Origin of the sequence: Paraburkholderia phenazinium (genome assembly GCF_900142845.1) — a bacterium.
Classification (GTDB): Bacteria; Pseudomonadota; Gammaproteobacteria; order Burkholderiales; family Burkholderiaceae; genus Paraburkholderia; species Paraburkholderia phenazinium_A.
In genome coordinates this window covers 1,836,522-1,851,189 of record NZ_FSRU01000002.1, presented here as the reverse complement: position 1 = coordinate 1,851,189, position 14,668 = coordinate 1,836,522, and the positions used below count along the sequence as shown (strand labels likewise).

The following is a 14,668-nucleotide window of genomic DNA, read 5'->3' as shown; positions in this document are numbered from 1 at the left end:
TCGCAATCAGTCGAAACGTCGCGATGATCGACCCGAACACCCCGGCAACCGGCGACGCGCTGACGCCATTGCGCGCGCGAGTGGCCACGCCACAGGCTGGCGCCGCTGATTGGCTCGCGCTCGGCCAGGCCTTGTTGCAGATGGCGGCCGGGCGCAACCGCGAGCAGCAGCGCGAAGCGCTTGCCGCGCTGGTGCAGGCCTATCAGCTCGATCCATCCTGCGATCCCACGCTGCTGCACACCCTTGCTCAAACCGGCTTTGTGCTGCGCGACTGGCCTCTGGTCGAGTCGGCCACGGCGTTGCTGCTGGCGCGCGACGCCGAGGACGCCAACGCGCTCGTCTGGCGCGCGGCCGCCGTGCAGCAAGGTGACGATTTCGACGCAGCCGAACGCCTGTTGCGCGAAGCCGTGCGTGTGGTGCCCGGCAACCCGGTCGCGCTGCATAAACTCGCACTGTGCATCAAGGAACAGGCGCGTTTTGCCGAAGCCGAAGCGCTGTTGCGGCGCGTGCTCGAACTGTCGCCGAACAACGCCCATGCGATGTTCGATCTGTCGGAGCTCGAGATCCGCTCTGGGCGCTATGCCGACGGCTGGGCGCATTACGAATCGCGCATCGTCTTCGGCGATGACCTTAACAACGCACACCGGGCTCTCGGCGAGATCAGCGCGTACTGGCAGGGCGAGTCGCTCGCCGGCAAAACGCTGGTCGTCTACGGCGAGCAAGGCAACGGCGATTGCCTGTGGGCAGTGCGCTTTCTGCCGCTGCTCGCCGAGCGGGCGCGGCGCGAGGGCGGGCGGGTGATCTTCGGTCACGACGGTCCGCTGCGGCACCTGTTCGAACGGATGCTGCCGGCCGACGTGACGCTCGAAACCGGCCTTGAGACACGGCCGGATTTTCACTGCGGCCTCATGAGCGTGCCGCTGCGGCTTGGCGTGTTCGATTCGGCAGGGTGGGGCCGTGCGTATCTGAGCGCCGACCCGGCGCGCGCCGAGGCGTGGCGAGCCCTTGTCGCACAGACGGTGGCGACCCGCGGGCCCAAGGTCGGCCTGGTGTGGAACGGCAACCCGCAGCACATTCGCGACGTGCGGCGCTCAGTGCCGGTCGATCAGCTCGAACCGCTCCTTACTGTACCGGGCATCACGTATTTCGCGTTGTCGCCGGGGCGTTCTGCAACGGTCGAACAATGGCGCGCGCACGGCATCCAGATTGTCGATCCCACCCAGCATTTCGCGGCCGGCTTCGACGATGTGGCCGGGCTGCTCGTCAACCTCGATCTGGTGGTGACGATCGACAGCGGTCCGGCGCATCTGGCCGGCGCGCTTGGCGTGCCGACCTGTCTGATGATCGATCACGTGTCGGCGTGGTTCTGGGGCAATCAAACGCAGCGCACGCCGTGGTACGACTCGGTCGAGCTGTTTCGCCAGCCGGCGATCGGCGCCTGGGCGCCGGTGCTGGCGAGCGTGCGCGAGAGACTGGTGGCGCTGCGTCACATGTTCGGATAGTTCGGGCCGCCGCCACCTTCAGGCGTCACCCACACGATATTCTGCGTCGGGTCCTTGATATCGCAGGTCTTGCAGTGCACGCAGTTCTGCGCGTTGATCACCAGCCGCTCGCTACCGTCGTCGTTCTTCACGAACTCATACACAGCCGCCGGGCAGTAGCGCGATTCCGGTCCCGCATAGGTGTGCAGGTTGACGTTCACCGGCACGCTCGCGTCTTTCAGCGTCAGGTGAGCCGGCTGGTTCTCCTCGTGATTGGTGTTCGAGATGAACACCGAGGACAAACGGTCGAACGTGAGCTTGCCGTCCGGCTTCGGATACACGATCGGCTTGCACTGCGAGGCCGGTTTCAGCATCTCGTGGTCCGAATGCTGGTGATGTAGCGTCCACGGCACATTGCCGCCCAGCACCTTCTGCTCGAGGCCCACCATCAGCGTGCCGAGATACAGGCCCTTGCTCATCCACTGCTTGAAGTTGCGGGCGCGGTACAGCTCATTGTGCAGCCAGGAGGTCTTGAATGCCTCCGGGTAGGCCGCCAGCTCATCCGACTGACGCCCAGCCTGGACGGCATCGAAGGCGGCCTCGGCGGCCAGCATGCCGGTCTTGATCGCCGCGTGCGAGCCCTTGATGCGCGAGGCGTTCAGGAAGCCCGCGTCGTCGCCCACTAGCGCGCCGCCGGGGAACACCAGCTTCGGCAGCGACATCAGCCCACCGGCGGTGATCGCGCGCGCACCGTACGACACGCGCTTGCCGCCTTCGAGGAACGCGCGGATCGACGGATGCGTCTTGTAGCGCTGGAATTCCTCGAACGGCGAGAGGTACGGGTTGGAGTAGCCGAGGCCCACCACGAAGCCGACCATCACCTGGTTGTTGTCCATGTGATAGAGGAACGAGCCGCCGTAGGTATCGGATTCCAGCGGCCAGCCGGCCGTGTGGATTACCAGACCCGGCTTGTGCTTCGCCGGATCGATTTCCCACAGTTCCTTGATGCCGATGCCGTAGACCTGCGGATCGACGCCGTCGCGCAGCCTGAACTTGTCGTTGAGCTGCCGCCCGAGGTGACCACGCGCACCTTCGCAGAACAGCGTGTACTTGGCGTGCAGCTCCATGCCGAGCTGGAAGTTCTCGGTCGGCTGGCCGTCCTTGCCGATACCCAGATTGCCGGTGGCGACACCCTTCACCGAGCCGTCGTCGTTGTACAGAACCTCGGCAGCCGGGAAGCCCGGGAAAATCTCCACACCGAGCGCTTCGGCCTGCTGGCCCAGCCAGCGTGTGACGTTGGCAAGGCTGATGACGTAGTTGCCGTGATTCTTGAAGTTGTCCGGCAGCGCCCAGTTCGGCACGCTCTTCGAACCGCTTTCGGAGAGGAACAGGAAGCGGTCTTCGGTCACTTCAACGTCCAAAGGCGCGCCTTTTTCCTTCCAGTCGGGGATCAGTTCATTCAACGCGCGGGGGTCCATGACCGCGCCGGAGAGGATGTGCGCCCCGATCTCCGAGCCCTTTTCCAGGACGCAGACGCCGATTTCGACGCCTTTCTCCTGCGCCAGCTGCTTCAGGCGGATCGCCGCGGACAGGCCAGCCGGGCCGCCGCCGACCACCACCACGTCGTATTCCATCGACTCGCGCGGGCCGTACTGCTCAATGAGACTTGTGGGGGTCATTGATGCTCCTCTTACCGTTAGAATGCTTTTTTCGGGATCGTATTGTGGGCGAACGAATCCAGCGCCGCAACCCAATGAGCAAAGATTAGCACGATCGTTCTATTTCTGTGATACGGTATTGACCCGATAATCACCGGGTCGTCATGAGCCTTCGCGGCCTCGCCGCGCCTCTAACCCAACCGAACAAGGTAACGACAATGGGCCGTTCGATCAATCTGGAAGGCAAGGTCGCGCTGATTACGGGCGCCTCGAGCGGGCTGGGCAAACGCTTCGCGCAGGTTCTGTCGCAGGCCGGCGCGAAGGTGGTGCTGGCGAGCCGCCGCACCGAGCGCCTGAAGGAATTGCGGGCCGAAATCGAAGCCTCCGGCGGCGCGGCGCATGTCGTTTCGCTCGACGTAACCGATTACCAGAGCATCAAGTCCGCCGTGGCGCATGCCGAGACGGAAGCGGGCACCATCGACATCCTCGTCAACAACTCGGGCGTATCGACCACGCAGAAGCTCTCGGAAGTCACACCGGCCGACTTCGAATATGTGTTCGATACGAACACGCGCGGCGCCTTCTTCGTGGCGCAGGAAGTCGCCAAGCGCATGATCATGCGCGGCAACGGCGGCCAGAAACCGTCGTACCGGATCATCAACATTGCCTCCGTGGCGGGCTTGCGCGTGCTGCCGCAGATCGGCTTGTACTCGATGAGCAAGGCCGCCGTGGTTCATATGACGAAAGCCATGGCGCAGGAATGGGGGCGCCACGGCATCAACGTGAACGCGATCTGCCCGGGCTATATCGATACCGAGATCAATCACCATCACTGGTCCACCGATCAGGGGCAGAAGCTGGTGTCGATGCTGCCGCGCCACCGCGTCGGCCAGCCGGAGGACCTGGACGGCCTGTTGCTGCTGCTTGCCGCCGACGAATCGCAATTCATCAACGGCGCGATCATCGCCGCCGACGACGGCTTCGGACTCGCCTGATCGAAGCCGGCCCGCACCCTGTTTTAACCCGTAGAAGAAGTACGATGAGCGAATACCACGCAGTTTTTGAGATGTCCATGCCAATCCGTTGGGGCGACATGGATGCGTTCGGCCATGTGAACAACACGGTCTATTTCCGTTACATGGAGCAGGTGCGGATTTCCTGGTTCGAGCAACTTGGCATCGCCGGCGGCAATGGCGAAGGGCAGGGACCTGTGATCGTCAATGCGTCGATGGAATTCCTCAAGCAGCTCCATTACCCCGGCGACATCATTGGCCGGATGTCGGTCGGCACGCCTGGCCGCAGCAGCTTCGACACCGCTTTCGAACTGACGCGCGCCGACGATCCGGCCACCGTCTACGCCCGTGGCGCGGCACGTTGCGTATGGATTGACTACGCGGCGGGCAAGTCGGTGCCGATTCCGGACCTGCTGCGCTCGACGATCGAAAACGCGGTGCTCGTCAAGACCGCCTGAGCCGGCCGCGCCACCCTCCTGCCATCAATGCCCGAGCAGCCGCTGCAGCAGCTCGGTCGCATTGCCCGTGCCGTATTTGCGCATCAGCCGCGCCCGGTAGACGTCCACCGTGCGCGAGCTGATCGCGAGGATCCGGCCGATCTGCTTGCTGGTTTTGCCCGTCACGAGTTGCGCGGCGATTTCCCGCTCGCGCGGCGTCAATTCGACCGCGACCCGGCGCGTCGCGCTCAGGTCCTCGAAGGTCCACACGCCCGCGGCATGCGGGGCGGCGCGCTCGAGCGAGCGGCCTGTCACGTGGCACCAGAACAGTTCCCCATTGGCGCGCTTCATGATCCGGTCGTCCGCGTAGCTGCCTTGCGCGGTCATGATGGGCGGAATGCGCGCGCCGATCCGCTCGAACTCGTCCGCTGACGGATACAGCACCTGAAACGACTGGCCGAGCAGCGCTTCGCGTGGACAGCCGAAGATCGACGCCAACTGGTCGTTGCAGTCTTCAATGAAGCGCTCGCGCGACAGCACGAGGCCGATGGGCGCGAGGTGGAAGGCGGTTTGGTAATCCAGTGCGGGCATGGAAGGTGCGAAAGCGGAAAATCACTTATGTATTTTTGCGTATTGTGCCGTATGGCCCCGGCATCGTACCCTTTCGAACAAATCACAAGGCTGCGAGGCGACTGGTGACGGGCCGCGGTTCTCCATGGTGCGCTGTGACTGTGCGATCTCGACGCACGGCCGGTCATGGATGACTAGAATGACGTTCTGGGCTCAGGCCGCGCACGTGGCACCGCGCGGCGCAGGCGTCAAGCTGGGACAAACGGCGTCGCCCCGCATCGCACCGATCCCGCGGCCGGCGTACCGGATTTCGGGTTTCCATAAAGGAAGGGACACACTGATGAACAAGGTCTATCCAGGCGCGGCTGACGCGCTCAAGGACATCGTCAAGGACGGGCAGACATTCGCCGTCGGCGGCTTTGGCCTGTGCGGCATTCCGGAAGCGCTGATCGCGGCGCTGCGCGATTCCGGCGTCCAGGGCATCACCTGCATCAGCAACAACGCGGGTGTCGACGGCTTCGGCCTCGGCCTGTTGCTCGAAACGCGGCAGGTCAAGAAGATGATCTCATCGTATGTGGGCGAAAACAAGGAGTTCGAGCGCCAGTATCTGGCCGGCGAACTCGAACTCGAATTCACGCCGCAAGGCACGCTCGCCGAGAAGCTGCGGGCGGGCGGTTCGGGCATTCCGGCCTTCTTCACCAACACCGGCTACGGCACGCTGATCGCCGAAGGCAAGGAAACCCGCCAGTTCGGCGAGAACCATTACGTGCTGGAGCATTCGCTGACGGCCGACGTGGCGCTCGTCAAGGCGTGGAAGGCCGACAAGTCGGGCAACCTGATCTATCGCCGCACCGCGCGCAACTTCAACCCGATGTGCGCGATGGCGGGCAAGATCACCGTCGCGGAAGTCGAGGAAATCGTCGAGGTGGGCGAACTCGATCCGGACGCCATCCATACGCCGGGCATCTTCGTGCAGCGCATCGTCCTCAATGCGCATCCGGAGAAACGCATCGAACAACGCATTGTCCGCGCGAAAGGAGATTGATCATGGCATGGACTCGTGACGAAATGGCCGCGCGCGCGGCGAAGGAACTGCAGGACGGCTTCTACGTGAACCTGGGCATCGGGCTGCCGACGCTGGTGGCGAACCACGTGCCGGCGGGCGTCGAAGTATGGCTGCAGTCGGAAAACGGCCTGCTCGGCATCGGCCCGTCGCCGACCGAAGAGGAAGTGGACGCAGACCTGATCAACGCCGGCAAGCAGACGGTGACCACGCTGCCGGGCTCGTCGATTTTTTCGTCCGCGGACTCGTTCGCGATGATTCGCGGCGGCCACATCAACCTCGCCATTCTGGGCGCCATGCAGATCAGCAAGAAGGGCGATCTGGCGAACTGGATGATCCCGGGCAAGATGATCAAGGGCATGGGCGGCGCCATGGATCTGGTGGCGGGCGTCAAGCGCGTCGTCGTGCTGATGGAGCATGTCGCGAAGGGCGACCAGCACAAGATTCTCGAGGAATGCACGCTGCCGCTGACGGGCGTGGGGGTGGTCGATCAGATCATCACGGACCTTGGCGTGATTGAAGTGACGGCGGACGGCCTGAAGCTGACCGAACTGGCGCCGGGCGTGACGGTTGAGGAGATCAAGGCCAAGACCGGGGCGCCGCTGGATGTGAGCGCGGTGGGCTGAGCCGTCGGTTGCTGCACGAGCGCGGTGGTGGTTGGCGTTTCTGGTGACCACTGCACGCTTCGCCAATGTGCGATGGCCGGTGCAGGACGGATTCGAAGCGGGCGAGACGTGAGTCTTCGCCCGCTTTTGTTTGTGCGTGGACGGTCGTGGAGTGGGTGGTGCTGGCTTTTTGCCTAGGCCGTCTGGCTGATCCTTGCCGGGCGGCAAAGCAGTTTACAATCGTCTAAACGTTGCATGCCCTTTCATCCGTGCTTTCGCAAGGAAATTTCGATGACCGCTACGTCCTCCGCACCGCTTGCCCAGAGCGCCGCGCAAGCCACCGCCGTCGCGTCTGCACCCCGTCAACGTTTCGTGCAATGCGCGAGTCCTGCCGGCCTGCATCGTCTCGCGTACACCGAATGGGGCGACCCGGCAAACCCGCGCGTGCTGCTCTGCGTGCACGGCCTGACGCGTTCGGGGCGCGACTTCGACCGGCTGGCGGCGGTGCTGGCGGATACGTACCGGGTAGTCTGCCCGGATGTCGTCGGCCGCGGGCTTTCGTCCTGGCTGACCATCCCCAACTACTACACGGTGCCGCAATACGTCGCGGATATGGTCACGCTGATCGCGCGGCTGGACGTCGAAAAAGTGGACTGGTTCGGTACCTCGATGGGCGGCCTGATCGGCCTGGGACTCGCCGGCCTGCCCGACTCGCCCATCCAGAAGATGCTGCTGAACGATGTCGGCCCACATCTCGAACCAGGTGCGGTGGCCCGCATCGGCGAGTACCTCGGCAAGCCGGTGCAGTTCGAAACCTTGCAGCAGGGCGTCGATTACGCCGCCTTGCTGGCGCAATCGTTCGGCCCCTTGACGCCGGAGGAGTGGCGCGAGATCAACACGCCGTTGCTGCATGAACGCGAGGGCGCGTGGTATTTCCGTTATGACCCGCGCATCGCCGTCCCGTTTGCTGCAACGACGGACGAACAGGCGGCGGCCGGCGAGGCTGCGCTGTGGGGCGCGCTGAAGGCGATTCAGGCGCCCGTGCTGGTGGTGCGCGGCGCGCAATCCGACTTGCTGTCGCGCGAAACGGTCGAACAGATGGTGGCGCAGGGCAAGGCGGTGTCGAGCGTGGAAATTCCCGGTGTGGGCCACGCGCCGGCGTTTGTCAGCGCCGAGCAGATCGAGATTGCCCGCCGCTTCTTCATAGGACCGGGTGGCGACGCGTCATAATATGGGGTTGTGCGGCGCGTCCCTGAGTGGGGTGCGAGGCGCAACGAATCTCCGAACAACTTTAACTCTCACCAGGAATCGTCATGGCAGTCATTCGTCACCACGTCGGCAAACGGCTCTCCGAAATCGCTGTGCACAACGGCACCGTGTATCTCGCCGGCCAGATCGCCGAGGACGCAGATCAGGACATCACCGGCCAGACGCGTGAAGTGCTCGGGCACATCGACCGTCTGCTGGCTGAAGCGAACAGCGACAAGTCGCTGCTGTTGTCGGTGCAAATTTATATCGCCGACATGATTCATTTCCCCGGTATGAATGCCGTGTGGGACGAGTGGGTTGCGCAGGGCGACACGCCGCCGCGCGCCACCGTCGAAGCGAAGCTCGCGAACCCGAAGTGTCTGGTTGAAGTGGTGGTCGTGGCCGCGCAGCGCGGCTAATTCCGCAATCGAATCCGTAGTTGAATCCCTGTTGATCCGTCTGGCCCGGCGGGCCGTCGCACCATGAATACCGATACCGTTACGACCGCACCCGTTCCCTTGCCTTCCTTCGAAGAGGCGATGGCGTTCGTGCGGGAGCACGCGGGCGACGTGCGGCTGTCGTCGGGCGAATTGCTGGCGGATCACGCGGCGGGGACGGCGGCGATCATGCGCACGCTCAATGTCGACCCGCCGGCGGTGCTGGCGGCGGCCTTGTTTGCGCTGACGCCGCATCTGCAGGACCCCGAGCAGGTGATTGCCGACAACTTCGGCGAAGAGGTCGCACAGCTCGTCAGCGACGTGCGCAAGCTGCTGCGGCTTGGCACCGTCAGTTTGCGGGCCGCGCAGAATGCGATTCCCGAAGCCGGGCGCGATGCCCAGGCGGCGCGTCGCGCGCAGGTCGAAGCGCTGCGCAAGATGCTGCTGGCGTTTGCGCAAGACATCCGCGTCGTGTTGATCCGGCTCGCATCGCGGCTTCAATCCATGCGTTATTACGCGGCGGCGAAGTTGACGCCCTCACCGGACGTGGCGCGCGAGACGCTCGATATTTACGCGCCGCTCGCGAACCGTCTCGGCATCTGGCAACTGAAGTGGGAGCTCGAAGATCTCGCGCTGCGCTTCGAAGAGCCGGCTACGTACAAGCGCATCGCGAAGCTGCTCGACGAGAAGCGCGTCGAGCGCGAAACCTATGTGGCCCAGGCGATCGCGCGGCTGCAGCAGGAACTCGCGGCCGCGAATATTCGCGCGGAAGTCAGCGGGCGGCCGAAGCACATTTACAGCATCTGGCGCAAGATGCGCGGCAAGGAGCTCGACTTCGCCGAGCTCTACGACGTGCGCGCATTCCGCGTGATCGTGCCGGACATCAAGGATTGCTACACGGTGCTCGGCATCGTGCACAACCTGTGGCAGCCGGTGCCGAAAGAGTTCGACGACTACATCTCGCGGCCCAAGCCGAACGGCTACAAGTCGCTGCATACGGTCGTGATCGGCGATGACGGCCGCGCCTTCGAAGTGCAGATCCGTACCCAGGAGATGCACCAGTTCGCCGAGTATGGCGTGGCGGCCCACTGGCGCTACAAGGAAGCCGGCACGCGCGGCTACGGCGGTCAGGTCACGGCGAGCGAGAAGTACGACGAGAAGATTGCCTGGTTGCGTCAGTTGCTCGCGTGGAAGGACGAGGTGTCCGAGGGCGAGCACGGTGAGAAGCGTGCCGCGCAGCCATGGGAGCAATTGCGTCAGGCCACTTTCGACGACGACCACATCTACGTGCTTACGCCGCAGGCGCGCGTGATTCCGTTGCCGCAGGGCGCAACGCCGGTGGACTTCGCGTATCACCTGCACAGCGAACTGGGGCACCGTTGCCGTGGCGCGCGTGTGGATGGCGCGATGGTGCCGCTCAACACGCAGTTGCAAAACGGCCAGACGGTCGAAATCGTCTCGGTGAAGGAAGGTGGGCCGTCGCGCGACTGGCTCAATCCGCAGCTCGGTTATCTGCATAGTCCGCGTGCGCGCCAAAAGGTGCGCGCGTGGTTCAACGCGGTCGAGCTGCAGGAGAACATCGCCACAGGCCGGGCGATGGTCGAAAAGACGCTGCAGCGCGAAGGCAAGACCTCGGTCAATCTGGACCAGCTCGCGGCGAAGCTGGGCTTCAAGACCACCGACGATCTGTTCTCGGTGGTCGGCAAGGAAGAGTTCAGCTTGCGGCAGGTCGAGCAGGCGCTGCAGGATGCGCCGCCGCCCGAGCCTGTCATCGAAGCGCCGGAGCAGTTCGAGAAGCGCAGCAGCGGCTCGAGTGTCGCGCATGGTGCGTCGACGGGCGTGCTGGTGGTCGGCGTCGATGCCTTGCTGACGCAACTCGCGCGTTGCTGCCGGCCGGCGCCGCCCGACGGCATCAGCGGTTTCGTCACGCGTGGTAAGGGCATGTCGATCCACCGCAGCGATTGCCCGACGTTTCTGCGCATGGCCGAACGCGCGCCGGAACGCGTGCTGGAAACCGCGTGGTCCGCGGATGTGATGAGCGGCAACGGGCGCTCGGTGTATCCGGTCGACCTCACGATCGACGCGACGGATCGCCAGGGTTTGCTGCGCGATATCTCCGAAGTGTTCGCGCGCGAGAAGATGAATGTGATTGGCGTGAAGACTCAGACGCGTCGTAACGCGGCGTTCATGCAGTTCACGGTCGAGGTGTCGAGTGCCGCGCAGATTCAGCGGGCCTGCGCGCTGCTCGGCGAGGTCACCGGTGTGCTGCGGGCAGGGCGCAAGACGTGACGTTTGCGGTTGGCCGCGTGCCGATAAAGCGCGGCGGGAATTTTCAGTGTCGGTGTACAAAAGTACTTGCCAAGCGATGTGGCGCTCCATATAATCTCGTTTCTTCAGGCTCGTAGCTCAGCTGGTTAGAGCACCACCTTGACATGGTGGGGGTCGTTGGTTCGAGTCCAATCGAGCCTACCAACGAAAGAGAAATTCCGGTTTGCCGGGGTTTCGCAAGCTGCAGTAAGCGCCTTGGCGCAAAAGGCGAATACGGTTATGACACCGCGAACGTTGACCGAAACTACTTCGGAGCGACGCTAGTCGAGGACCACTTTCGCCAATGTAGTTTGCAGGAAATGTGAATGCGGCCCCTCGAAAGTGGGGCCGCATTTTTTTTTTGGCTTATTGATGGTTGTATGTGCCGCCGCCGGTCGGCACCACGGAGAACGCAATGGTTTCGATACGTCTGCCTGACGGTTCTGTTCGACAGTACGAGCATCCGGTCACGGTCGCCGAAGTGGCCGCGTCGATCGGCCCCGGCCTCGCGAAGGCCGCACTCGGCGGCAAGATCGACGGCGAACTCGTCGATACGTCCGCGCTGATCGATCGCGATGTGTCGCTCGCGATCGTGACGGAGAAAGACGCCGACGGCCTCGACATCATTCGCCACTCCACGGCGCACTTGCTCGCGTACGCGGTGAAAGACCTGTACCCGGAAGCGCAGGTGACGATCGGCCCGGTGATCGACAACGGCTTTTACTACGACTTCGCGTACAACCGTCCCTTCACGCCGGAAGATCTCGAGAAGATCGAAAAGCGCATGCAGGAACTCGCGAAGAAAGACGAGCCGGTTTCGCGCCGCGTGGTGTCGCGTGCCGAAGCGGTGGACTACTTCAAGAGCATCGGCGAAAAGTACAAGGCCGAGATCATCGAGTCGATTCCTTCAGCGGACGACATCAAGTTGTACTCGCATGGCGGCTTCACGGATCTGTGCCGCGGGCCGCACGTGCCGTCCACCGGCAAGCTGAAGGTCTTCAAGCTGATGAAGGTTGCCGGCGCCTACTGGCGCGGTGATTCGAAGAACGAACAATTGCAGCGCATTTACGGCACGGCCTGGACCAAGAAGGAAGACCAGGAAGCCTATCTGCACATGCTTGAGGAGGCGGAGAAGCGCGATCACCGCAAGCTCGGCAAGCAACTTGACCTGTTCCATATGCAGGACGAATCGCCGGGTATGGTGTTCTGGCATCCGCGTGGCTGGACGCTGTGGCAGCAGGTCGAGCAGTACATGCGCCGCCGCGTGAATGATGCCGGCTACCTCGAGATCAAGACGCCGATGATCATGGACCGCTCGCTGTGGGAAGCGTCGGGCCACTGGCAGAACTACCGTGAAAACATGTTCACGACGGAATCGGAAAAGCGCGATTACGCGATCAAGCCGATGAACTGCCCGGGTCACGTACAGGTCTTCAATCACGGCCTGCGTTCGTACCGGGATCTGCCGCTGCGTTATGCGGAGTTCGGTTCGTGCCACCGCAACGAATCGTCGGGCGCGCTGCACGGCCTCATGCGCGTGCGCGGTTTCGTGCAGGACGACGCGCATATTTTCTGTACCGAAGACCAGTTCATCAGCGAATCGATCGCCTTCAACACGCTGGCGATGAGCGTGTACAAGGACTTCGGCTTCGATAACGTCGAAATCAAGCTGTCGTTGCGCCCGGACGCCCGTGCGGGCACGGACGAAACGTGGGATCGCGCCGAACAGGGCTTGCGCGACGCGCTGACGGCCTGCGGTGTGACGTGGGAAGAACTGCCGGGCGAGGGCGCGTTCTACGGCCCGAAGGTCGAGTACCACATCAAGGACGCGCTGGGCCGCTCGTGGCAATGCGGGACGCTCCAGCTCGATATGGTGCTGCCGGAGCGCCTCGGCGCCGAATACGTCGCGGAAGACAACAGTCGCCGCCGCCCGATCATGCTGCACCGGGCAATCGTCGGATCAATGGAGCGTTTCCTCGGCATTCTGATCGAGCACCATGCTGGTGCAATGCCCTCGTGGCTGGCGCCGATGCAGGTCGTGGTGATGAATATCGCGGAAAGTCAGGCGGAATATGCTCAGTCTCTGGCCCAATCGTTGCAAAAACAAGGGGTTAGAGTAGAGGCCGATTTGCGCAACGAGAAGATTAGCTATAAAATACGGGAGCACACGCTGGAAAAGGTGCCGTACCTCCTTGTGGTCGGCGATAAAGAGCGTGATGCCCAAACGGTAGCCGTGCGTGCCCGTGGCGGTGTTGATCTGGGTGTAATGCCCCTCAGCGCCTTCATTGAGCGTCTGCGCCAGGACGTGCAGTCGTTCAGGTAAACCACCTGGCAGCGCGGCTCGTTTTTTTAATTTTTAGAGGAAACGTAACATCGCTACTGATAAGTCTGCGCACCGCATCAACGGTGAAATCACTGCACCCGAGGTGCGTCTGGTCGGAGTCGAGAACGAACCGCTCGGCATCGTGAAGCTCGCTGATGCGTTCCGCATGTCGGAACAGCAAGATGTGGATCTGGTCGAAATCGCCCCTCAGGCGGTGCCGCCGGTTTGCCGCTTGATGGACTACGGCAAGTTCAAGTACTCGGAAGCGAAGAAGCAACACGAGGCCAAGCTCAAGCAGAAGATTGTCCAGGTCAAGGAAGTCAAATTCCGGCCGGGCACGGATGACGGCGATTACAACGTCAAGCTGCGCAACCTCATCCGCTTCCTCGACGACGGTGACAAGACGAAAATCACGTTGCGTTTCCGTGGCCGCGAAATGGCCCACCAGGAAATCGGTATGCGCATGCTGGAACGCCTGCGCACAGATCTGGACGAAGTCGGTCAGGTCGAGCAAATGCCGAAGATGGAAGGGCGCCAGATGATCATGGTGCTCGCTCCGAAGAAAAAGAAGTAAGCAGCCCGCGCGGGTTGTCTGCGCAAGCTGTGTGGCAGCGCGCCGCGAGGCGCGCGCCGTCGTGTTGAAAAGATTGAGTTGTTGTTCGCCGTGTGCGTGTTTGCGCGTGCATGGCGAAGACAAGCAGGTTTCGGAACAGCGCCTATGCAAGTGGGCGCCGTTTCTGAAAAGCGGCGGCCGGCAACAACGGCCGACTGCATACCAAGTGGAGTGGGTTTCGAAGGGCGGGTAATGGCCATCAGGCCGACCGCACACCCATATCCATCTAATAATGGAGTTGTCATGCCGAAGATGAAGACCAAGAAGAGTGCTGCGAAGCGCTTCGTGGTGCGTCCGGGCGGTACCGTCAAGCGCGGTCAAGCCTTCAAGCGCCACATTCTTACCAAGAAGACCACCAAGAACAAACGCCATCTGCGCGGTTCCACGTCAGTTCATGAGTCAGATATGAACTCCGTGCGCGCAATGCTGCCGTTCGCTTAACCCTTAACTAAAACTCACAGGAGCTAATTATGCCTAGAGTCAAACGTGGGGTTACCGCACGGGCCCGTCACAAGAAGATCATCAAGCTGGCCAAGGGTTACCGCGGCCGTCGCAATAACGTCTATCGCATCGCCAAGCAGGCGGTCATGCGCGCAGGCCAATACGCCTACCGCGATCGCCGCAACAAGAAGCGTGTGTTCCGTGCATTGTGGATCACGCGTATCAACGCGGCGGTGCGTCAGCACGACATGACGTACAGCGTGTTCATCAACGGCCTGAAGAAGGCTTCGATCGAACTCGACCGCAAGGTGCTGGCCGACATGGCTGTGTTCGACAAGGCTGCTTTTGCTGCGATCGTTCAGCAGGTGAAAGCCGCCGTTGCAGCCTGATTGCGCTTTGGGCAATTAAACTGCGTGGTTCGTTGCAGCGAAGATCCGGTTGTCTCGGTGACGCTGCAACAAAAACGGGGCTC

Annotated in this window: 14 protein-coding genes and 1 tRNA gene; 13 read left to right on the top strand and 2 right to left on the bottom strand. The window is 62.7% G+C overall.

All coding sequences use genetic code 11. The features are described 5' to 3' along the window. The first annotated feature begins 23 nt into the window (after positions 1-23). Positions 24-1,502: a tetratricopeptide repeat protein gene (locus BUS12_RS25230; protein WP_074300158.1), complete on the top strand. Its 1,479-nt coding sequence runs from the start codon at positions 24-26 to the stop codon at positions 1,500-1,502. Here BUS12_RS25230 and BUS12_RS25225 read toward each other — a convergent pair. Then, positions 1,487-3,160 carry an electron transfer flavoprotein-ubiquinone oxidoreductase gene (locus BUS12_RS25225; protein ID WP_074300157.1) on the bottom strand — a complete coding sequence of 558 codons (1,674 nt, stop codon included), beginning with the start codon at positions 3,158-3,160 and terminating at the stop codon, positions 1,487-1,489. The two genes, BUS12_RS25230 and BUS12_RS25225, sit on opposite strands and share 16 nt — an antisense overlap. 197 nt (positions 3,161-3,357) lie before the next feature. On the opposite strand from BUS12_RS25225, the gene BUS12_RS25220 reads away from it, so the two are divergent. Both BUS12_RS25220 and BUS12_RS25215 read left to right on the top strand, forming a co-directional pair. Beyond that, positions 3,358-4,134, top strand: coding sequence for an SDR family oxidoreductase (locus tag BUS12_RS25220; protein WP_074300156.1), 777 nt, complete (start codon positions 3,358-3,360; stop codon positions 4,132-4,134). A gap of 44 nt (positions 4,135-4,178) precedes the next feature. Further along, positions 4,179-4,610, top strand: a complete 432-nt coding sequence (locus BUS12_RS25215) for an acyl-CoA thioesterase (protein ID WP_074300155.1) — start codon at positions 4,179-4,181, stop codon at positions 4,608-4,610. Positions 4,611-4,634: 24 nt separating this feature from the next. Here the strand turns inward: BUS12_RS25215 and BUS12_RS25210 are convergent, their stop codons facing one another. Next, a complete protein-coding gene (locus BUS12_RS25210; RefSeq protein ID WP_074300154.1) occupies positions 4,635-5,180 on the bottom strand; it encodes a PAS and helix-turn-helix domain-containing protein in 546 nt (181 codons plus the stop codon). A gap of 319 nt (positions 5,181-5,499) precedes the next feature. Between BUS12_RS25210 and BUS12_RS25205 the strand changes: the two genes are divergently transcribed. The 10 genes from BUS12_RS25205 to rplT all read left to right on the top strand — a co-directional run bounded on the left by BUS12_RS25205 (position 5,500) and on the right by rplT (position 14,585). After that, on the top strand, positions 5,500-6,204 hold the full coding sequence (locus BUS12_RS25205) for a CoA transferase subunit A (protein ID WP_074301697.1): 705 nt from the start codon (positions 5,500-5,502) through the stop codon (positions 6,202-6,204). A gap of 2 nt (positions 6,205-6,206) precedes the next feature. Next, positions 6,207-6,848: a CoA transferase subunit B gene (locus BUS12_RS25200; protein ID WP_074300153.1), complete on the top strand. Its 642-nt coding sequence runs from the start codon at positions 6,207-6,209 to the stop codon at positions 6,846-6,848. 270 nt (positions 6,849-7,118) lie between these two features. Next, positions 7,119-8,057 (top strand): alpha/beta fold hydrolase, encoded by a 939-nt coding sequence (locus BUS12_RS25195; RefSeq protein ID WP_074300152.1) that lies wholly within the window; start codon positions 7,119-7,121, stop codon positions 8,055-8,057. Positions 8,058-8,140: 83 nt separating this feature from the next. Next, positions 8,141-8,494, top strand: a complete 354-nt coding sequence (locus tag BUS12_RS25190) for a RidA family protein (RefSeq protein ID WP_074300151.1) — start codon at positions 8,141-8,143, stop codon at positions 8,492-8,494. 63 nt (positions 8,495-8,557) lie between these two features. Next, positions 8,558-10,801, top strand: coding sequence for a RelA/SpoT family protein (locus BUS12_RS25185; protein WP_074300150.1), 2,244 nt, complete (start codon positions 8,558-8,560; stop codon positions 10,799-10,801). A gap of 106 nt (positions 10,802-10,907) precedes the next feature. Continuing rightward, a tRNA-Val gene (locus tag BUS12_RS25180) sits at positions 10,908-10,984 on the top strand. Between the two features lie 250 nt (positions 10,985-11,234). Further along, positions 11,235-13,142: a threonine--tRNA ligase gene (gene thrS / locus BUS12_RS25175; RefSeq protein WP_074301696.1), complete on the top strand. Its 1,908-nt coding sequence runs from the start codon at positions 11,235-11,237 to the stop codon at positions 13,140-13,142. Between the two features lie 49 nt (positions 13,143-13,191). Further along, positions 13,192-13,716 carry a translation initiation factor IF-3 gene (gene infC / locus BUS12_RS25170; RefSeq protein WP_074263967.1) on the top strand — a complete coding sequence of 175 codons (525 nt, stop codon included), beginning with the start codon at positions 13,192-13,194 and terminating at the stop codon, positions 13,714-13,716. A gap of 282 nt (positions 13,717-13,998) precedes the next feature. Further along, positions 13,999-14,196 carry a 50S ribosomal protein L35 gene (gene rpmI / locus BUS12_RS25165; protein ID WP_074282768.1) on the top strand — a complete coding sequence of 66 codons (198 nt, stop codon included), beginning with the start codon at positions 13,999-14,001 and terminating at the stop codon, positions 14,194-14,196. A gap of 29 nt (positions 14,197-14,225) precedes the next feature. Beyond that, entirely contained in the window at positions 14,226-14,585 is a 360-nt protein-coding gene (gene rplT, locus BUS12_RS25160; RefSeq protein WP_006052502.1) for a 50S ribosomal protein L20, read from the top strand. Positions 14,586-14,668: the final 83 nt, after the last annotated feature.